The following is a 19,303-nucleotide window of genomic DNA, read 5'->3' as shown; positions in this document are numbered from 1 at the left end:
GGAGGAGACCCACATGTTCAAGACCCACGCAACCGCGCTGGCGCTGCTGGCCGCCACCGCGCTTCCGGCCATGGCCGAGACCACGTTCACCGTGCTCGGCAGCGGCGGCGGGCCGATCGCCCGCGCCGCCCGCTCGCAGCCCGCGAACCTCTTGCAGGTCAACGGCCGCAACATCGTCATCGACGCCGGCGACGGGTTGTCGATCCGCCTCGCGGCCAAGCGCCTGCGCATGGGCGATGTCGATGACGTCGTGCTGAGCCACCTGCATTTCGACCACGTCGGCGGGCTGCTCGCCGTGCTCGGCCAGCGCTTCCAGACCAACCCCGAGAAGCCGGTGATGATCTACGGCCCGCCGGGCACCAAGGCGCTGGTGGACGGCATGATCACGGGCATGGGCCCGGCGATGGAGGCCGCCTACGGCATGGCCGATGCGACGATCATGACCGCGGACGAGCTGGTGCAGGTGCAGGAGATCCGCGGCGGCGAGACCTTCACCCTTGGCGATGTCACCGTGACCACCGCCAAAAACACCCACTACAGCTTTGCCCATGGCAGCGACCTCGATGCGAAGTACGAGTCCCTCTCGTTCCGCTTCGAGACCCCCGACCGCAGCATCGTCTACACCGGCGACACCGGCTGGTCCGACGCGGTGATCGAACTGGCGCAGGGCGCCGACCTGCTGGTCTCGGAACTCATCGACCTGCCGTCGATCATGGACACCGTGCGCAAGACCGCGCCCGAGCACCTCGTCGGCGAGATCGAGCAGCACCTCTCGGCGCATCACGTCACCCCCGAGGAGATCGGCCGCATGGCCGTCGCGGCGGACGTGGGCAAGGTCGTGGCGACGCATATCGCCGCGGGCGCGCGCGTCACCCCCGAGATGACCGAAAGCTGGGCGCAGCAGATCTCGGCCATCTACGGCGGCGAGGTCGCCATCGCCGAGGATCTGCAGGACTACTGACGCCTGCCTCCCCGGGCATTCAGAGCGTGAATGCCCGGGATCATGCCTTTCAATTTTCCGAATGGGTCCGCGCCCATTACCTCTCCGCCCGAGGGCCCCGCGCCCCGGCAATCCCCCGACGATCCAAGGAGCCTGTCCATGGCGATGTTCAACTATTTCCCCAACTACGTCTGGAACCTGACGGTCTCCATCGCGCTCGCCTCGGGGGCCGAGATCGGCGAGATCATGGACATGTGCCAGCCGCTGCTCGAGAAGGCCAAGAACGGCGAGGACGCGGGCACCCGCGACTTCATGGTCGAATGGGTGCGCGTCGCCGACAAGCTGACCGCGATCGCCACCGAGGAAGAGGCCGAGGGCAGGCTCTTCTCGGCCGGGGACAAGCTAAAGCGCGCGGCGCTCTACTACATCCTTGCCGAGCGGATGCAGGGCCAGGGCGATCCCGAGCGGATGGTGACCTACCGCAAGGGCCTCGCGAACTTCCTCAAGGGCACCGAGTATTCCGGCGAAAGCGTGCGGCGCTTCGAGATCCCCTATGGCGACAAGGTGATCCCGGTGCTCTACACCCCGGCGCAGGGCGCCTCCGGTCCCGCGCCGGCGGTGGTCTACCTGAACGGTCTCGATAGCTGCAAGGAGCTGCTCTACTGGTCCTTCCTGCCGCACGAGCTGGCCAAGCGCGGCATCGCCACGCTCTGCGTCGACCAGCCCGGCACCGGCGAGAGCCTGCGCCTGCAGGACATGCCCGCGCATTTCGACAGCGAGGCATGGGGCACCCCGGTCTACGAATGGCTCGCCGCACGCGAAGACGTGGACGCCGCCCGCATCGGCATCACCGGCATCTCGCTCGGCGGCTACTACGCGCCGCGGGTCTGCGCCAACGAGCCGCGCTACGCCTCGGGCGCGGTCTGGGGCGCCAACCACAACTGGGCCGAGGTGCAGCAGAAGCGCCTCAAGCGCGAGGGCGAGAACCCGGTGCCGCATTACTGGAACCACGTCATGTGGGTGTTCGGCGCGAAGGACATGGATGACTTCCTCGCCAAGGCCGCGGGCTTCTGCCTCGACGGGCAGATGGAGAAGATCAGGGTGCCCTTCCTCGTCACCCATGGCGCGAACGACCGGCAGATCGCGCTGGATTACGCGCATCAGTCCTACGACCAGCTGGTGAATTCCCCGCGCCGCGAGCTGAAGATCTTCACCGACCGCGAAGGCGGGGTCGAGCACGTCGGCGCCGACAACATGACCTACGGGCGGAACTTCATCGCCGACTGGTTCGCCGAGACGCTTGGCGGCCGGCTGAAGTCGGAGGGCTGAGATGCGCTTCGCCACGCTTCCGAACGGCAGCCCCGACGGGCGGCTGCACCTCCTCTCCCGCGACAACGCGCGCTGCTCGCCTGCCGAGGGAGTGCAGAGCCTGCGCCTCCTGATGGAGGACTGGGAGACCTTCGCCCCGGCACTCGAGGCGCAATATGCCGCGCTGAACGCGGGCGGCGGCGCGCCCTTCGATCCCGAGCGCGCCCTCGCCCCCCTGCCCCGTGCCTGGCAATGGCTCGACGGCTCGGCCTATGACAGCCACGGCGCGCTCATGCAGAAGGTCTTCGGCCTCGATCCCAACCCGCCGGGCCGGCCGCTGATGTACCAGGGCATGTCCGACCGCTTCCTTGGCGCCACGCAGGACGTCCCGCTGCCGTCTGAAGAGGACGGCATCGACTTCGAGGGCGAGTTCGGCGTGATCTGCGATCACGTCCCGATGGGCAGCACCCCCGCCGAGGCCGCGTCGCGCATCCGGCTGGTGGTGCAGATCAACGACTGGTCGCTGCGCGCCATCGCGCCGGTCGAGATGAAGACCGGCTTCGGCTGGGTGCAGGCCAAGCCCGCCTGCGCCGTCGCCCCGGTCGCGTTGACCCCGGACGAGCTGGGCGACGCCTGGCGCGATGCCCGCATCGACCTGCCGCTGCGGGTCGAGCTCAATGCCGAGCCCTTCGGCAACGCCGAGGGCTACCCGATGAGCTACGGTTTCGATCAGCTGCTCGCCCATGCCGCGCGCTCGCGCGACCTGGTGGCGGGCACCGTGCTGGGTTCCGGCACCGTGTCCAATGACAACTACCGCGAGGTGGGCTCGTCCTGCCTTGCCGAGCGCCGGGCGATCGAGCTGCTCGACGAAGGCGCGCCGCGCACGCCCTACATGGGCTTCGGCGACCGGGTGTTCATGGAATGCCGCGGCCGCGATCACGCGCCGCTCTTCGGCGCCATCGACCAGCAGGTCATCAGGGGAGGCCGCACATGAGCCGCAGGATCATCGACCTTTCGGTCACGCTGACCGACCAAGTGCCCGCCGACCCGCCGGGCATGGGGCCCAAGATCGAGTACATGGAGCATTCGGGCGGCGCGCGCGAGTACGCGCAGATGTTCGGCATCCCGGTCGAGCACCAGCTGGACGCCGCCGGCGCGGCGGTGGAGCGGCTGACGCTGACCACCCACAACGGCACGCATCTCGACGCGCCCTGGCACTACCACCCGACGATGAACAAGGGCGAGCGGGCGATCACCATCGACGAGGTGCCGCTCGAGTGGTGCATGGGGCCGGGCGTGAAGCTCGACTTCCGCCACCTGCCCGACGGCCATGTGGTCAGCGCCGCCGAGATGGAGGCGGAGTTCGCCCGGATCGGCCACGCGCTGCGGCCCGGCGACATCGTGCTGGTCAACACGCGGGCCGGCGCGCTCTACGGCCAGCCCGGCTATGTCGCCGCGGGTTGCGGCATCGGCCGCGAAGCGACGCTCTGGCTGGCCGAGCGCGGCATGAAGGTCTGCGGCACCGACGCCTGGAGCTGGGACGCGCCGCTGAGAGCGGTGGCGGAAAAGGCCAGGGCGACCGGTCAATGGGAGCTCTTCTGGGAAGGCCACAAGGCCGGGGCCGAGACCATCTATTGCCACATGGAAAAGCTCGCCAACCTCGATCAGCTGCCGGACACCGGCTTCGAGGTCATCTGCTTTCCCGTCAAGGTCGCCCGCGGCTCGGCCGGCTGGTGCCGCCCGGTGGCCATCCTCGCGGACTGAGGTCCGCGCTCCCCGGCAAGGCCGGCGCTCCCCCGGGGCGCCGGCCTTGCTGCATTTACGGGACCTCGAAACTGCCGCGTGGCGGGACCGGGGCCTTCACGACTTCGCGCGATCCGCCACGGCGTCTCTCTGCTATGCTCAAGCCTGTCGGGCACTCGATCGCCAGCATGTGGAGGCACGCCGATGGATGACGAAGCAGCGATACTCGCCAGGCTCGATGCCCTGGCCGCGGGTTTCAACGCCCATGACATCGACGCGATCATGGCCTTCTTCGCGGAGGACAGCAGCCTCGACCTTCCCCGCGGACCCGAGCCGCACGGCAGCCGGTTCACCGGGCGCGACGACGTGCGGCGCGGGCTGATGACCCGGTTCGAGACCACCCCCGACGTGCACTACGGCGAGATCGAGAATTTCGTCTGCGGCGAGACGGGAATCTCGAAATGGCTGCTCACCGGCACAACGCCGGCCGGAGAGAAGGTCCGCGTCCGCGGCTGCGACTTCTACACGTTCCGGGAGGGCAAGGTGATCCGCAAGGATTCCTACTGGAAGATCGTAGTCTAGCCGCTCGCGGCGAAGACCGCATCGCACGACGGCAGGGCGCTCAAGCGGTCTGGAGACCTGCCCGGACGACTGCGGGAAACCTGCAGGGAAGACTGGGGAAAGACGCCCTGGCGCCAACGGCGGAAATCCACCCGCCCGGGGCCAATTCTCGCGTAACTTCGGTATGTTAGGAGATATTGGCTGGGGCGGTAGGAAACCCAGCCCTCCGATACTCTTCTTCAGTTTACGTCCAGAGGTCCACAGAGTGGGGCATTTCTGGGGGCTTTCGGTCCAGATGGGGGCAGTCCACGCAGGCGTTGACGTGGCTCTGTGCGGGCCTCTCTGGGGCTCTGGTGGGCAACAGGTGGATAGGGTGTGACAGGCAAAAAAATATTGGACGAGACCCCCGCCCGAACACCCATGAGGATGCCCGGACGGGGAGAGGTTCAGATGGTGGTCAGAGGGGTCATGCGGCCCTGGACTGAGGCTTTCCGCTGGAGGGGTTCGCCGGTGCCGGTCGGAAGGGGATGATCTCCGCCCCTGGTGCCTGCTCACAGTAGCCAGCCATCTCGTAAAAGATGACCTGCTTCCTGGCTCGGGTGATGGCCATTTAGAGGAGCCGCTTGTGGTCCCTAGAAGAGAGCCAGGAGGGGCGCTTCAGGACCGAGGCTGTGTCGATGTACACGGTGTCTACCGAGCGGCCTTGGCTCTTATGCACGGTGGAGAGGGCTGAGAGCTCGAAGCTGTTGATGCTGTCCAGCCAGTCTAGGATGCGGGCGGCGTCGGCGTGGTTGATGCTGTGCAGCCACGGTAGCAACCGAGAAGTATCTGTATCTGTCGGCTAGTAGCCTGAGAACGCTAGCAAGCCAGAAAGTCCTCGCCTATCGTAAACTTAGGAAGTTGTCGGTACAGGAAAATGTGAATGGAAGAACCGAAGGCGAGCTCATCCTATCTGAGCGTGCTAGATGTTGATGGCGACGGCAAAATCGACATCCATGATTTCCTAGCACTCTTCGGTTCGCGCGGGAAGGAAGCCAAAGAGGTCCCTGCTCTAGAGAGCCGTGTCGCCGAGGTCTGGCGCCGCAAGAGCGGTGATTTGGAAAAGCTCTCCACCTCGATCAGAGGAAAGGTGGATGCGGGGAATTCTTTGGCCAAGAAGTCCAGCTTCTCACTTGCCGATCGACGGATGAACTCGATCCTCAGAAGGCTGCAGCTTGAGTTTGACGACGACAATCTGGAGAAACTGAGGGGGGAGTACCTCAAGTGCCTCACGGCGATCAAGGAGGCGGAGGGGGCCATCTCTGATCTGATCGCACGTTCTGCTCTGGTCGGCGAGAGCGACAGGAACAAGGTCGAAAAGAAGCTTGAACGCGCGCGGGCCCTCCTTCAGCAACTGAAGAGACGGCGAAAAGAACTTCTTGTTGATTTCGTTCAAAGTTTCTCAGTCTACAACGCGAATATCAGCACCGATCAGGCTGAGGTCCTTCTGTCGAGAATTGACTCGGGTGACGTAACGCGAATGACTTCCGTCTTCGCCATTGTTGCTCAGCTGACAGCGCAGTTTGCCGAGGCGAAACAAGCCAGCGGCGAAAATACGTCCACGGCCCAAAAATACTATGCGATGTACATCGGCCTTCTTGAACTGCAGGAGCTCGTGCAGTCGGAATACATCGGTCGGATGGACAAATCGTACCTTCCGGGGATTTCCGAGATCAAGAGAACAGCTGAGCAACTAATTGCTGAGACGCAAGTTCTCATGAAGAACATGCCCATAGATCATCTGAGATCCTATGAGCATAATCTTCAGTCGCAAGAATTCACTCTCGAGGTTGCCTCCATTTATGAGGATGCGTTGCTTGAGGACAGAGCAAGGGCGGTACAGGCCAGAGAAATCGTCAGAAACCTTCTGAGGCTTGCAGAGAACACACTGAAAACGGTGAAGGTAGCTTCTGACTTGGTCTCGCTCATGAAAGACTCGCAAGGGCTATACGATGAAGTCATGCAGTTGCAGACGCCCTCCTTGGTGCCCTTTGAAAATCTCGAGCTGAAACGGGAATTCCAAGCGGTTACCGAGAAGCTGAAGTCCGTTTCCTAAGGTGGAAGCTGAAAAAATCGATAATTAACAATCATCTATACAAAGAAACCTTCATAGAGATGTATAGATGTCGACAACCTTCATCCTGCTCGTAGCAGCAGGCGCAGTGCTTCGAGCGCTGCTAAGCAGAGCCCTACAGATCAGGTTCGGCCTTACGCTATCAGTCCCGCCGGTCATCACTGGCGGGCTTTTACTTTTGGCCCTCCTTCCTGGCTGGCTTTCGCCGCTGGCATTTCCGCTTCCGCTCGGCCTCATGCTCGGACTGCTGCTGCCTGACATCCTTCTTCTGAGGGTGGGCTGATGCCTGTGGATGCAGAGCAAGCCCGGCAGTTTACGCCCGGCACACTGGTCGTGATCTGCGCCTTCGAGGACATCCCTGAGCACAAGTTCGAAGTGCAGGAAGTCTTTGAGGATTGCGTAGGCGGCTACTCCCGAACTGGACCGCTCGCTGGCGAATACGGCGAGCCGGACTTCGAGATGATCCTCCGGGTCATCCGCTAACCCCCCATACATCGTTACACGAAAGAAACAGACGCATGTCTGCTCGAATTCGCTATGCCTATCTCAAGGGTCAGACTTGGCTTTACAGGCGGAACTATCCCAAGGAAGTCGCTGTCCTGCTCGGGCAGCAAGCGCTCAAGCAGTCCCTGAAGACCGGGGACGTCAAGGTCGCTCGCCAACGGGCTGCCGAGGTGAATGCCCGCTACGACGAGATGGTCCAGGCGGCCATATCTGGCGCCTCAGCTCTGCCGGTCAGCAAAGCGGGCAGTGGTGACTGGGCAAGACCCACAGAGGCCGCCCTCGCGAAGCTCCGGGCCGCTCTGCTATGCGTTGAGCCAAGCAGCTACGTGGAGGAGGATCGGATCAGCCCCACTGTCGAGAACAGTGTTCGGCGGTACCTCATGCTGCGGCAGGGTCAACTCAGACACGGCGGCTTCAAGAGCGTCCGGTATTCCCTGGAGCTCTTCCAGTCGAAGTTCGGGGACTTGAAGCTGACCGAGCTGTACAGGGCTGAGGGTCGTCTATTCCTCTCGCTGATCTCGGGGCTCAGCCCCTATGTCGGCAAGTCAGAGCACACGCGCGGACTCTCCTTGGATGCCTTGGTCACGTGGTCTCGAAAGGGCAGTGCCAGGATCTGCGGTCGCACCCAGCGCCGGATATGGTCTCAGGTGAACCACTGGCTCGACTGGTGCGTCTACGAGGCGGAGGTGGACAGCAACCCCTTCACCTCTGTGCGCTTCGAAGCCAAGGTTCAGCCGAAGCCTTACGCGGTACCCACGGATGCCTAGGTGCAAAAGCTCTTGGGCTGGCGAGACCCCGTCATCGACAAGGTGCTGCAGATCTGCCTGCTGTCAGGGATGCGTGCCGGGGAGGCCGCTGGGCTTCTACGGGATGACCTCCGCTCCAAGGGGAACCTTGGTTGGTTCTTCCATGTCCGACCGAACCAGCAACGGCTCCTGAAGACTGCGTCTGCTGAGCGGATGGTGCCCATGCACCCGGCCCTTCAGCCGGTGCTCACGGACCTTCCCTCTGCTGGCCCGTTATTCCCCACCCTGACGGTGAACGACATCACCAAGCGGTTCGCAGTCATGCGGAAGAAGCTGGACCTCGAACGTCCAGGGCTCGTGCTCCACTCCACCCGGAAGTGGTTCATCACCCAGTGCGAGCGGACGGGGGTGCCTGAGCACTTCACGGTCAGCATCGTTGGGCACAAGTCAGCCCGATCGGAGAATGGCATCACCTACGGCATCTACTCCGCAGGTATCTCCGACGAGCAGAAGCGGAACATCGTGGATCAGATCAGACTGCCAGCGGGGTGCGTCCCATGACAGTCATACCTGACATCTACGATTTCGAGGAGAGGGCCGCTATCGCTGAGTACGATGGCGGCCTTTCTCGTTCTGAGGCGGAGGACGTCGCTGCAAGGTGCCAGGGCTTCCGAGATGCTGAGCACTACTGGGAGTGGCTCGCAGAGTACGTGCTGACGAAGGTTCCACCTTCCTAAACCAAGCCCCGTCCGGGTGCCTTCTTGGCGCTCGGGCGGAGCACTTAGGTGCATAAATACGACCGACTACCACCCAAAGTTGCACTCCATAATTTTCAATGGGTTACCGTTAGGGGACGCTAATAGGAAGAGCACACCCGAATTCTGCCCCTCTGAGCGGGCCAAGTTTGGCGCTCTCCGCCCCCAAACCTTCCCCAACGTAAATCATATCGCGCGACGGCCTTCACGACCGGTACCGCGCCCAAAAGGAGTGTGCATGCACCAACTGAATCACGAACAGCAAGAAGTAGCGAAACGCATCAAGGCCATGCGGCCAGGAGACCGGCTCGTGGTCTCCGGCAGAGCGGGATCCGGTAAGACCTACGCCATCGCGCACTCGGTCGAAGGACGGAAAGCTCTCTTCCTCACACCCACCCATCCCGCGCGCTTCGTCCTCGAAGGTGAACTCGCAGGCACCAGGCACCATGTCATGACGATCCATAGCGCGATCAGCGGGTACCCACGCCGAGATGAAGCACTCAACCGCTCGAGTGGATATCTGCCAGCTGGCCTGCTCCCCTGAAAAGTCCGCGGTTTGAGGTTAGCCTGTTCTCCACACGAGGAGACAGACGATGCGGAAAAGCCGTTTCAGCGAAGAGCAGATCATTGGCATCCTGAAGGAGCACCAAGCCGGCATGGGAGCCAAGGAGCTGTGCCGGAAGCACGGCGTCAGCGATGGCACATTTTACAAGTGGCGCTCGAAGTATGGGGGCATGGAAGTGTCGGAGGCCAGACGGCTGAAGGCGCTTGAGGCCGAGAACGCGAAGCTGAAGAAGATGCTGGCGGAGCAGATGCTCGATGTCGCCACGCTCAAGGAGATGCTGGGAAAAAACTTCTGAAGCCCGGTGCAAGGCGGCGAGCTGTGGACTGGGCCATGAAAGAGAAGAACTACAACCAGCGGCGGGCTTGTGCATTGGCCGGGATCGACCCGCGTGTCTATCGGCGTGGATCAACCAGGCCTGCAGACATCAAGTTGCGAGAGAGGTTGAAGGAGCTGTCCGGCGAACGGCGGCGCTTCGGCTATCGGCGACTGCACCTCCTGCTGGGCCGAGAAGGCTGGCAGGTGAACTGGAAGAAGCTCTATCGGATCTACCGTGAAGAAGGCCTGACAGTGCGCAAGCGCGGCGGTCGCAAGCGCGCGATCGGAACGAGGGCGCCGATGGCGATCCCGCAGGGGCCGAACCAGCGATGGTCCCCGGACTTCGTCTCGGACAGCCTGTCGGATGGGCGCCGGTTCCGTGTGCTGTGCGTCATCGACGACTACAGCCGGGAATGCCTGGCAACGGTCGTGGACACCTCGCTGTCTGGGCTGCGCGTTGGCCGTGAGCTCGACAGCATCGCTCGGGTGCGCGGCTATCCATGCATGGTGGTCAGCGACAACGGCACGGAGCTGACCTCTAATGCCATTCTGAGTTGGCAGGAAGACCGGAAGGTCGAGTGGCACTACATCGCGCCTGGGAAGCCCATGCAGAACGGCTTCGTCGAGAGCTTCAACGGCCGCCTGCGAGACGAGTGCCTCAACGAGCACCTGTTCGCAAACCTGCGCCACGCCCGGGAGCTGATCTCGGCCTGGCGCGACGACTACAATCACCACCGCCCCCACACGAGCCTCGACGGGCTCACCCCGTGGGAGTATCACCAACGGTCAGTAAAGGACCAAACCCTGAACAGAGCGAACTAATAACCGCGGACTCCACGGGGAGCAGGTCACAGCAAACGAAGCTCGGCGTCGAGCTGAGCGAAGAGGGAAGAGAGATGCCTGCCCCTTCTCGCGTGCGGACATAATAATCGTCGATGAGTTCTCGATGGTTGGCTCATTCCTGTTCCGCGCCATCGAGGACTACGCGCATGCATTCGACCTTCCTGTCGTCTACAGCGGGGATCACCTTCAGGTGCCGCCCGTTAGCGACCGCGAAGTGATCATGGATCAGGGCTTCGAGACCATCACGCTAAGAAGAAGCATACGCTTTCCCGAAGACAGCGACATATTCCGGCTTGGCGAACTGTTGCGTCATGCGATTGAGTACGACCCTGACGGAGAGCTGCCCATGCTCTACTCCTTTCCGAGCGTACGGGTCGCCTCAGGCAATGAGTGGATAGCGCGCCTCACTGATGGGTACCGTAACCACGAAAGCCTTCTGGCGGTCTCCTCGCAGAACGACTACCTGCGACGGATGCGGAAAAAGCTGCGTAGTGCCGGGCACAGTCGCCTTGCTGCCGGTGATGCTGTGGTAAGCAAGCAAACGGATGGGCATTTTCTCAATGGCGAGCAGTTTACGGTAAGTTCGGTGCAGGCTGACAAAAATTACCTGCCCGACGTTCCGACCTGCGTCAGTCACAACCGAACGCTAGCCATCTCCGGCTACAGGCTCACATTCCGGGAGACTGAGCGAGAAGCTTTCATCGTAGAGGGCGACCAGCAGCTGAAAGAACTAGAGGAGCACATCCGCCACCTCCACCACACCGACTATCTTCCCCACGCCGACGCCGCCCGCATCCTCGACTGACTGGACAGCATCAACAGCTTCGAGCTCTCAGCCCTCTCCACCGTGCATAAGAGCCAAGGACGCTCGGTAGACACCGTGTACATCGACACAGCCTCGGTCCTGAAGCGCCCCTCTTGGCTCTCTCCCAGGGACCACAAGCGGCTCCTCTAAATGGCCATCACCCGAGCCCGGAAGCAGGTCATCTTTTACGAGATGGCTGGCTTCTGTCAGCAGGCAACAGGAGCGGAGATCATCCCCTTCCGACCGGCATCTGTGAACCCCATCGGCGGACACCCTCAGTCCAGGGCCGCATGACCCCGCTAACCACCCTCTGAACCTCTCCCCGTCCGGGCATCCTCATGGGTGTTCGGGCGGGGGTCTCATCCCCTATTTTTTTGCCTGTCACTTCCTACCCACCAGAGCCCCAGAGAGGCCCGCACAGAGCCACGTCGACATCCTCCTGGAATGCCCCCACCTGGACCGAAAGCCCCCAGAAATGCCCCACTCCGCGGCTCTCAGGACGTAAGCCGAAGAAGAGTATCGGAAGGCTGGGTTTCCTACCGCCCCAGCCAATATCTCCTAACATACCGAAGTTACGAGACTTCCGGCCCGAGGGCGGTAGAAATGCCCCCGTAAGTGCCCCACTTTCCGCCCCCTGTTTTGCTGACAGCTTCCCGCATGCGCTGAGCATGATGACGGGGTTATATGGCGTGCAAGCTCGGGCGGTACTTTGGTCCGTCAGGCAGGAGGATGGAGGGGGGGAGATTACCTAGGGTCAGGATTCATAACCAGTAGATGACGAGGGCGGCTAGGGCGACGGCCGAAAGGAAGACCTTCGGGCACCGGTCATATCGGGTGGCCACACGCCTCCAGTCCTTGAGCCTTCCGAACATGATCTCGATGCGATTGCGCCGCTTGTATCGGCGTTTGTCGTATTTGACCGGCTTTTTGCGTTTCTTTCGGCCTGGGATACAGGCGCGTATCCCTTTGTTCTGCAGCGCTTCTCTGAACCAATCAGCGTCATAGCCACGATCCCCGATCAGCCATTTGACGTTTGGTAGGCCGCTGAGCAACGCGCGCGCGCCGATGTAATCGCTGACCTGTCCGGCGGTGACGAACAAGTCGATCGGTCGCCCCTGACTGTCGCAGATGGCGTGCAGCTTGGTGTTCATGCCGCCTTTGGTTCGACCGATCAGGCGACCGCGCCCCCCTTTTTTGCGGCCATGCTGGTCGCCGTTCGATGGGCCTTGAGATATGTCGCGTCGATCATCACGGTCTTCTCTTCGCCGTGCTCAGCGGCCAGACCTGCCATCATCCGCGCGAAGATGCCTTTCTCGCTCCACCGCTTCCACCGGCTGTAAAGCGTCTTGTGCGGACCATACTCAATCGGCGCATCTCGCCAACGCAAGCCATTGCGATTGATGAAGATAATCCCACTCAAAACCCGTCTATCATCGACCCGAGGCTTACCATGAGGCTTGGGGAAGAAAGGGGCCAGGCGTGCCATCTGCGCGTCGGTCAGCCAGAAGAGATCGCTCATGTCACCGCTCCGTTTTCGAAGCCGTGAATCATGCTGTTCGAGCGAAATCAATGCATCCTGACCCTAGTTACGCGGCCATGTCTTCAGTTTCCAGAGCGGCGTAGGAGTTTGCCTCTGCTTCCGCCGGCGGGATGCTCCCGATCGGTGCGAGAAGGTGGCGGTCATTGAGGCGGTCGACCCATTCGAGGGTGGCATACTCAACGGCGTCGAAGTTGCCCGAGGGCCCGCGGCGATGGAAGAATTCGGCCTTGAAGAGCCCGTTGATAGTCTCGGCGAGAGCGTTGTCGTAGCTGTCACCGAAGCTCCCCATGGATGGTTCGATGCCGGCCTCGCCCAACCGCTCGGTGTAGCGAATAGACAGGTATTTGAACCCGCGGTCGGAATGGTGGACGAGCGCCGCAACCTTGACCGGGCGTCAATCGTGAACAGACCGAGGGCATCCAAGACGAACCCTGCGTGGGCTGTTTAGCTCGCCCACCAGCCCACGATCCGGCGTGCGTAGGCGTCGATCACGAAAGCCACATAGACGAAGCCTCTCCAGGTAACGACGTAGGTGAAATCGCTGACCCAGAGCATGCTAGAGCGCCGGAAGGCGAAACTCTCGGCTTGCTCTTCCCATTCGTCTTGCTTTCGAAGTGCTCCTTCAAACCTCCCTCCCAGAGGTCATCCACCAACCCCTTCACCTCGGGGTGGTCAGACCAACGATGAACATCGAGGGGGCGTGAATTTCGAGGGTCTTCGATCTGGGGCATGGGTCCTCTTCGTCAGGATCAGGTAGGGTCTATGTAGGAACCTGGAGGAGAGCTTAAAGTACCATCTAAGTAATTATTTTAACTTAATAATTATCCACATACAGGAGGCGAATACTACTTTCTTTATCCATTACTAATACCTATTAGCCTTACCACCCTGACTTACCCACATCACCATGACGTTGCGGCAGGCTACCTATCACCAGAGGTAGGGGAGGTAAGGTAGATACATCATCCTCCTAGGGGGTCTTCTTCCTAGGGGGTCGTCTTCCTTCTCATGCTTACTAGGTTATCCATTACTAATACCTATTTCCCTTAGGTAATCTTCCCCCTCCATCCTCCTGCCTGACGGACCAAAGTACCGCCCGAGCTTGCACGCCATATAACCCCGTCATCATGCTCAGCGCATGCGGGAAGCTGTCAGCAAAACAGGGGGCGATAGGTGGGGCACTTACGGGGGCATTTCTACCGCTCTCGGGCCGGAAGTCTCGTAACTTCGGTATGTTAGGAGATATTGGCTGGGGCGGTAGGATTCGAACCTACGGTGCGCGGTACCAAAAACCGGTGCCTTACCACTTGGCTACGCCCCAACCGTGCCGCGGGATTTACGCCAGCCTTCGGGAGGGCGCAACCCCCCTTCCGGAAAAAATCTCGGAGTTTTTCCCATCACCTTGCGGAACCCTCTTCAGGGTCCTCCCGGACCGCCGCGCCCGGCCTGCGATCCGAGGCTCCGGCGACCGCCGAGGGGGCGTGAAAGGCGTAGCGCCCGCGCCCGGCGCGCTTGGCGGCGTAGAGCGCGCGGTCGGAGTCCTCGAGCAGCGTCTCGGCCCCGCGCGCCGAGACCGCGTCTCCCGCGGCGCGCACCGCGATGCCGATGCTCGCCGAAACGCGGGCCGGCTCCGGCGTCGCGACGCGGAGGGGAATCGGCGCCTCGAGCCGCGCGATGAGTCGCCTTGCCAGATCGGCCAGCCGCCCGCGCTCGGTCAGGCCGACGAGCAGGATCACGAACTCGTCGCCGCCGATCCGCGCCACCGTGTCCTCGCGCCGGGTGAGCTCGAGCATGATCCGGGCCACGGTTTCCAGCACACGGTCGCCGGCGCCATGGCCGAGCGTGTCGTTGACCTGCTTGAAGAAATCGAGGTCCACGTGCATCAGCGCGAAGGCCGCGTCGCGCCGGAGCAGCCCGGCGAGGGCCTGGGTGACCGCGCGGCGGTTGCGTAGCCCGGTGAGCGGGTCGGTATAGGCGCGCTCCTCGGCGGCGAGCATCGCGCCCTGCAGGCGGCGGTTCAGCCGGCGCGACGCGTCCATCGCGGCGGACTTGGCCTCGACGAGATAGAGCATGTCGATGGCAAGGTCGGTGGGGGAGAAATCGCTGCTGGTAAGCGCGTGGTCCCGCACCGCCTCGACGATGCCGATGCCGAAGGAAAGGTCGAGCACCGCGCCGCCGGAGGCGTCCGGCTGGGCAAGCCCGCGCAGCGTGTCGCCGCCCCGCCCCGCGAGCCGCAGCTGCAGCCGCCGCCCCGCGAGGTTCAGCAGGTCCGGCAGGTCGGTGACAAGGCGCGGCCGGAAGATCTCGAAGACCTCGGAAAGGGGGCGCCCGCCGCCGTCGCGCGTGCCGAGCACCCGCTGCAGCGTCGGACCCAGCGCCTGCACCCTGCCCTCGGCGTCGATGCGCGCGTGCATCGGGCAGAGCGCGTCGAGCGTCGCCTGCGGCAGGACCAGCGGTGTCATTTCCGCCGCCCCGCGCCATGCGCCCCGAGATCGAAGCTCCGACCCTCGGCATAGGCCGTCTCGATCACCGTGATCCGGATCAGCTCGGCTCCCGCCGGCCCGTCGCCCTGGTCGGGGTCGAGGTCGAGGTCGAGCAGGATCAGCGCGCCGTAATCGTCCGCCATCGCCCTCAGCACCCCCGCCAGCACATGGGAATAACCCCGGCGCGTCGGCCCGCCGCAGCGGCAGAGCAGCGAGAAGCGGCGCGGTGCAGCCTCGGTCAACTCGAGCGGCGGCAGGTCGAGATCGGGGACCGCGAGCCGCGCCCGTCCGGGCAGTTCCTCGAGCGAGTGCAGGAAGTCGATGAAATCCTCGCCGCCGTAGCGCATGAGCCGCCGCAGGCGTTCGTTGTGGGGATGGGTCATCAGGTAGGTGCCGATGTCCTCGAGCATGGCGGCGCGGGGCTTGTGCAGCTCTGCCTCTGCGGTCGCCAGCACGCGGCCGATGAGCTGCGCCTCGTAGTCGAGCATCGCCTCGAATCCCGGCAAGTCGAGCCGGGCGGCCTCGGCGATCCTGTCCCAGCACTCCCGCCCATAGGTATCCAGCACGAAGCCCTGCAGGGTGCGCGCGACCAGTCCGTGCATCCGCCGCTCCACGCCGGGCGCCCCGCCCTATCCGCCGCACCCCATCAGGGTCCCGCCGCCGAGCCGGCCATCGGGGCGGCACCCCCGGGGACGACCCGCGCCGCGACACGCCTGTTCCTCGAAATCCCGCTGCGCATGGCATCTCCTTCCCGGGCAGCCCGCGGCGCCCTCGTGCCAGGCTAGGGCACGGGGGTTAAGATTTCCGCAAGGGGCGAGGGAATGGAGCGGCGCCCGCGCTCAGGCCGGCACCGCCGACAACCAGTCCGGCAGGTGGCCGATGTCGGGCAGCACCGCATCGGCGAGGGGACGCAGCTCCTCCGCTCCGGCCAGGCCGGTCAGCACGGCGACGGTCATCATCCCCGCCGCACGCCCGGCCTGCAGGTCGTGGGTGCTGTCGCCGACCATGACCACCCGCCCCGGCGGCAGGCCGAGCGCCTCGGCGAAGGCCAGCAGCGGCGCCGGCGAGGGCTTGGCGCCATGGCCGCTGTCGAAGCCCGCGACGAAGTCGAACCGATCGCCGACCCCCGCCTGGCGCAGGTGCGCGAGCGCCACGGCCTCGTTGTCGTTGGTCATCACGCCGAGCCGCAGCCCCGCGCCGCGCAGCGCGTCGAGCAGCGGCGCCAGCGGCACTGCCTCGGCGAGCGGCGCGCGCGCGGCCGCCTCGGAGAGGTAGCCCTCGAGCGCCGCCGAATCCGCCCTGCCGAGGCCGCGGGCCAGGCAGTCCGCCGCCTCGCGGCTGGTGCCGGCGATCACCGGGCTGTCCTTGAGGAAGCTCCCGGTCGCGAGGTCGAAGCGCAGCTCGCGCGCCATGGCCGCGACCAGCGCCGCGTCGCCGCCGGCAAGGTCGTGCATGACCTCTTGCGCCCAGGCGCCCCAGGTGCGGGTGAAATCGAAGAGCGTGCCGTCCTTGTCGAACAGTACCGCGTCGGCGCGCAGGACCGGGCTCATGTCCAGTGCACCTCGCCGCCGCCGGGCAGGTGCTGGCGCGCCTGGAACGGCAGGTCGTAGGCCAGCCCCGCCGTGTCGCAGAAGCCGCGCACCCAGGCGTCGTCCATCAGCAGGAAATCGAGCACCGCGCCCTGGAAGCCCGGGTCCGACAGGCCCGTGCGGAAATCGTCCCCCGAGGCGCCGGTGGCGCCGAGGAAGACCGGAAGCAGCTCGTCGTTCGCGGCCAGCCAGGCCGTGGCCTGCAACCCGATCAACTCCGCCTCGTCACGCCCGATCATCTTTGCGACTCCCTGCAATTAGAAAGGCTTTCTTAACTGATTTTCATAAAGACTGAGCGACGAAACGGATGCAAGCCCGCGCGGCGACCCCGCGGCGGGCCCGTTGCGGAAGCCCCGACCCGGACACCCCAGCCCGGACCCTCCCGGGGTGGAAGACCCCTGATTGAAGACCCCTGAACAAAGACGCCTGAACAAAGACACCTGTTCAAAGATCCCTGATGAACAGCCCCTCGTGAAGGCCCCAGTGCGGAAGGACACATGGCAGGACGCATCCTCATCGTCGAAGGCACCGCCGGCCAGCGCATCCTGCTGCGCGCGCGGCTGACCTCGGCCTTTTACCGGGTGGCCGCCGCGGACAGCGGCGCCGAGGCGCTGCGGCTGATCGCCGACCGCTGCCCCGACCTCGTGATCGCCGCCGCCGATCTTCCGGACATGTGCAGCAGCAGCTTCTGCACCCGGCTGCGCGCGCTGCCGGACCATGCCGAAACGCCGCTGGTGCTGCTGAGCGAGGAGGACCGGCAGGACGAGCGGCTCGCGCTGCTCGCCGTCGGGGCGGATGACGTGATCGCCCGGCAGGTCGAGGACATCCTGCTGCTCGCCCGCCTGCGCAGCCTGATGGGCCGCAGCCACGCCCAGGACGAGCTGCGCCTGCGCGACGACACCAAGCGCGCGCTCGGGCTGTCCGAATCGCCGCGCGGATTCCAGCGCCCGGCGCGCGTCGCGATGATCTCGCTGGACCCGGCGCTCGACCCCGGCGGCCTTGCGGCGCGGCTGCGGATCGGGCTCGGCGCGCAGGTCCAGATCACCGAGCCCGGGCGCCTGCTGCACCACGCCGCCCCCGCGGCCGAGGTGGTGGTGCTGGTCGACACCGGCGCGGCTCCGGGCAGCGGCCTCGCGCTGCTCGCCCAGCTGCGCACGGCCCGCGCGCAGCGCCGCGCCGCGCTGGTCTATGTCACCGCTCCCGGCCAGGACGAGATCGCCGCCCGCGCCCTCGACCTCGGCGCCGACGACCTGCTGCGCAACGGCGCGGATCCGCTGGAGCTCGAGCTGCGGCTGCCGCGGCTGGTCAACCTCGCCCGGCGCGCCGACCGCCACCGCGCGGCGTTGCGCACCGGACTGCGGGCGGCGGTGATCGACCCGCTCACCGGGCTCTACAACCGGCGCTACGCCCTGCCCCAGCTCGCGCGCATGGCGCAGCAGGCGGCGCGGCTCGGCCGGCCGCTGGCGCTGCTGGTCGCCGATCTCGACCACTTCAAGCAGGTCAACGACCTCTGGGGGCATTCGGTGGGAGACCACGTGCTGACCACCACGGCGCAGACCCTGTCGCGCGGCCTGCGCGACTGCGATCTCGTCGCCCGGCTCGGCGGGGAGGAGTTCCTCATCGCGCTGGCCGACACCGGGCCCGAGGCCGCGCGGAACCGCGCCCATGCGCTCTGCGATGCCGTGGCCCGGCAGTCGCTGCGGCTGCCCGACGGTCTCGGCGGGCGGCGCACCGCCGCCCCGACGATCAGCATCGGTCTCACCGTGATCGCCCCGGGGATGGAAACGGTCGAGACCGCCCTGCGCCGGGCCGATGCCGCGCTCTACGCGGCCAAGAAGGCCGGGCGCAACCGGGCGCACCTGTCGGACCCGGCCGTGCTTCCGCCGCAGCCCGCTGCGGAGCTTGCCGCGCGGTCCGGCGACGAGGGGCCGGAGCCCGCGGCCGCGGATCAGTCCCGCGGCGGCTTGCGCGGCAGGCGGCGTGCCAGCTCGTCGAGCTCCAGCTCGAGCCGGTCGGCGTAGGCGGCACGCGCCTCGGGCGTCATCGAGGACACGTAGTCGACCAGCACCTGCTGGCCCACCTTCTGCCGCTCGGCGGCGCGGGCGTCCTGCGCGGTCAGCACCTCCGCGAAAGCAGCGCTGTCGAAGGGCTCGGCGCGGAGCAGGTCCAGCGTGCCGCGGTACGAGCTGAACGGGTTCGGCCGCGGCCGCTCGCCCTGCCGACCCTCGAAGGAACTGAAGAGCTTGCGCCCCAGCTCGCGCCGCTCGTCCTGCGAGAAGGCCTGCGTGTAGGGGGTGATGAAGTCGCGCCCGCGCGGCGGGCCGCCATGCTCGGGGCCGCCGTGGCGCAGCAGCCCGCCCGCCACCACCCCGGCCACGCCGAGGTTCAGCGCCAGCGAGGCCAGCAGCAGCCCGCGCATCCAGAGCGGCGAGCGTCCCGCCTTCGGGGCCACGGGCCCCTGGTCCGGCGTTTGGGAAGCGTCGTTCGTCATGG

General features: G+C 64.9%; 19 protein-coding genes, 1 tRNA gene and 1 pseudogene. 13 read left to right on the top strand and 8 right to left on the bottom strand.

The annotated features are described in order from the left end of the window. Window positions 1–13: 13 nt before the first annotated feature. The 12 genes from PVT71_RS09580 to PVT71_RS09525 all read left to right on the top strand — a co-directional run bounded on the left by PVT71_RS09580 (window position 14) and on the right by PVT71_RS09525 (window position 11,198). Window positions 14–961, top strand: coding sequence for an MBL fold metallo-hydrolase (locus PVT71_RS09580; RefSeq protein ID WP_353471557.1), 948 nt, complete (start codon window positions 14–16; stop codon window positions 959–961). Between the two features lie 138 nt (window positions 962–1,099). Beyond that, window positions 1,100–2,269 carry an alpha/beta fold hydrolase gene (locus PVT71_RS09575; protein WP_353471556.1) on the top strand — a complete coding sequence of 390 codons (1,170 nt, stop codon included), beginning with the start codon at window positions 1,100–1,102 and terminating at the stop codon, window positions 2,267–2,269. 1 nt (window position 2,270) lies between these two features. Beyond that, the gene (locus PVT71_RS09570) at window positions 2,271–3,242 is read left to right on the top strand and encodes a fumarylacetoacetate hydrolase family protein (RefSeq protein ID WP_353471555.1); all 972 of its coding nucleotides are present in this window, start codon (window positions 2,271–2,273) and stop codon (window positions 3,240–3,242) included. Next, window positions 3,239–4,012: a cyclase family protein gene (locus PVT71_RS09565; protein WP_353471554.1), complete on the top strand. Its 774-nt coding sequence runs from the start codon at window positions 3,239–3,241 to the stop codon at window positions 4,010–4,012. The genes PVT71_RS09570 and PVT71_RS09565 overlap by 4 nt, the downstream gene beginning before the upstream one ends. A gap of 183 nt (window positions 4,013–4,195) precedes the next feature. Next, window positions 4,196–4,573 carry a nuclear transport factor 2 family protein gene (locus PVT71_RS09560; RefSeq protein WP_353471553.1) on the top strand — a complete coding sequence of 126 codons (378 nt, stop codon included), beginning with the start codon at window positions 4,196–4,198 and terminating at the stop codon, window positions 4,571–4,573. 901 nt (window positions 4,574–5,474) lie between these two features. Beyond that, window positions 5,475–6,647: a hypothetical protein gene (locus PVT71_RS09555; protein WP_353471552.1), complete on the top strand. Its 1,173-nt coding sequence runs from the start codon at window positions 5,475–5,477 to the stop codon at window positions 6,645–6,647. 300 nt (window positions 6,648–6,947) lie between these two features. Continuing rightward, window positions 6,948–7,148, top strand: a complete 201-nt coding sequence (locus PVT71_RS09550) for a hypothetical protein (protein WP_353471551.1) — start codon at window positions 6,948–6,950, stop codon at window positions 7,146–7,148. 35 nt (window positions 7,149–7,183) lie between these two features. Beyond that, on the top strand, window positions 7,184–7,936 hold the full coding sequence (locus PVT71_RS09545; RefSeq protein ID WP_353471550.1) for a DUF6538 domain-containing protein: 753 nt from the start codon (window positions 7,184–7,186) through the stop codon (window positions 7,934–7,936). After that, window positions 7,937–8,476 carry a tyrosine-type recombinase/integrase gene (locus tag PVT71_RS09540; protein WP_353471549.1) on the top strand — a complete coding sequence of 180 codons (540 nt, stop codon included), beginning with the start codon at window positions 7,937–7,939 and terminating at the stop codon, window positions 8,474–8,476. It abuts the gene before it with no gap. 432 nt (window positions 8,477–8,908) lie between these two features. Then, on the top strand, window positions 8,909–9,214 hold the full coding sequence (locus tag PVT71_RS09535) for a hypothetical protein (RefSeq protein ID WP_353471548.1): 306 nt from the start codon (window positions 8,909–8,911) through the stop codon (window positions 9,212–9,214). A gap of 49 nt (window positions 9,215–9,263) precedes the next feature. After that, a protein-coding gene (locus tag PVT71_RS09530) for an IS3 family transposase (RefSeq protein ID WP_353471547.1) occupies window positions 9,264–10,372 on the top strand; the annotation gives its coding sequence in 2 pieces (ribosomal slippage) (window positions 9,264–9,513 and window positions 9,513–10,372; 1,110 coding nt in all). A gap of 124 nt (window positions 10,373–10,496) precedes the next feature. Continuing rightward, window positions 10,497–11,198, top strand: a complete 702-nt coding sequence (locus PVT71_RS09525) for a hypothetical protein (protein WP_353471546.1) — start codon at window positions 10,497–10,499, stop codon at window positions 11,196–11,198. A gap of 761 nt (window positions 11,199–11,959) precedes the next feature. Here the strand turns inward: PVT71_RS09525 and PVT71_RS09520 are convergent. The 7 genes and pseudogenes from PVT71_RS09520 to PVT71_RS09490 form a co-directional block, all read right to left on the bottom strand. Next, window positions 11,960–12,717, bottom strand: a protein-coding gene (locus tag PVT71_RS09520) for an IS5 family transposase (protein WP_353471545.1) whose coding sequence is annotated in 2 segments (ribosomal slippage) — window positions 11,960–12,396 and window positions 12,396–12,717 — 759 coding nt in all. Because the reading frame shifts where the segments join, the coding sequence is not laid out codon by codon here. Window positions 12,718–12,784: 67 nt separating this feature from the next. Then, window positions 12,785–13,302 (bottom strand): annotated as a pseudogene (locus PVT71_RS09515) (DDE-type integrase/transposase/recombinase); the annotation flags it as partial. A gap of 682 nt (window positions 13,303–13,984) precedes the next feature. After that, window positions 13,985–14,059: transfer RNA gene (locus PVT71_RS09510), tRNA-Gln, on the bottom strand. A gap of 76 nt (window positions 14,060–14,135) precedes the next feature. After that, the gene (locus PVT71_RS09505; RefSeq protein WP_353471544.1) at window positions 14,136–15,200 is read right to left on the bottom strand and encodes a GGDEF domain-containing protein; all 1,065 of its coding nucleotides are present in this window, start codon (window positions 15,198–15,200) and stop codon (window positions 14,136–14,138) included. Then, window positions 15,197–15,823 carry a heme NO-binding domain-containing protein gene (locus tag PVT71_RS09500; protein ID WP_353471543.1) on the bottom strand — a complete coding sequence of 209 codons (627 nt, stop codon included), beginning with the start codon at window positions 15,821–15,823 and terminating at the stop codon, window positions 15,197–15,199. Before PVT71_RS09500 ends, PVT71_RS09505 begins: the two co-directional genes overlap by 4 nt. 237 nt (window positions 15,824–16,060) lie before the next feature. Continuing rightward, window positions 16,061–16,771 (bottom strand): HAD family hydrolase, encoded by a 711-nt coding sequence (locus PVT71_RS09495; protein ID WP_353471542.1) that lies wholly within the window; start codon window positions 16,769–16,771, stop codon window positions 16,061–16,063. Then, a complete protein-coding gene (locus PVT71_RS09490; protein ID WP_353471541.1) occupies window positions 16,768–17,049 on the bottom strand; it encodes a DUF3572 domain-containing protein in 282 nt (93 codons plus the stop codon). The genes PVT71_RS09495 and PVT71_RS09490 overlap by 4 nt, the downstream gene beginning before the upstream one ends. Window positions 17,050–17,307: 258 nt before the next feature. Here PVT71_RS09490 and PVT71_RS09485 point away from each other — a divergent pair, with 258 nt between their 5' ends. Then, window positions 17,308–18,831 carry a diguanylate cyclase gene (locus PVT71_RS09485; protein WP_353471540.1) on the top strand — a complete coding sequence of 508 codons (1,524 nt, stop codon included), beginning with the start codon at window positions 17,308–17,310 and terminating at the stop codon, window positions 18,829–18,831. Here the strand turns inward: PVT71_RS09485 and PVT71_RS09480 are convergent. Then, window positions 18,759–19,301, bottom strand: coding sequence for a periplasmic heavy metal sensor (locus PVT71_RS09480; protein WP_353471539.1), 543 nt, complete (start codon window positions 19,299–19,301; stop codon window positions 18,759–18,761). The two genes, PVT71_RS09485 and PVT71_RS09480, sit on opposite strands and share 73 nt — an antisense overlap. Window positions 19,302–19,303: the final 2 nt, after the last annotated feature.

The sequence above is a fragment of the Salipiger sp. H15 genome (assembly GCF_040409955.1).
In the GTDB taxonomy this organism is placed as follows: Bacteria; Pseudomonadota; Alphaproteobacteria; order Rhodobacterales; family Rhodobacteraceae; genus Salipiger.
The sequence above is the reverse complement of the archived record's forward strand: the minus strand, read 5'-3'. Positions and strand labels throughout refer to the sequence as shown.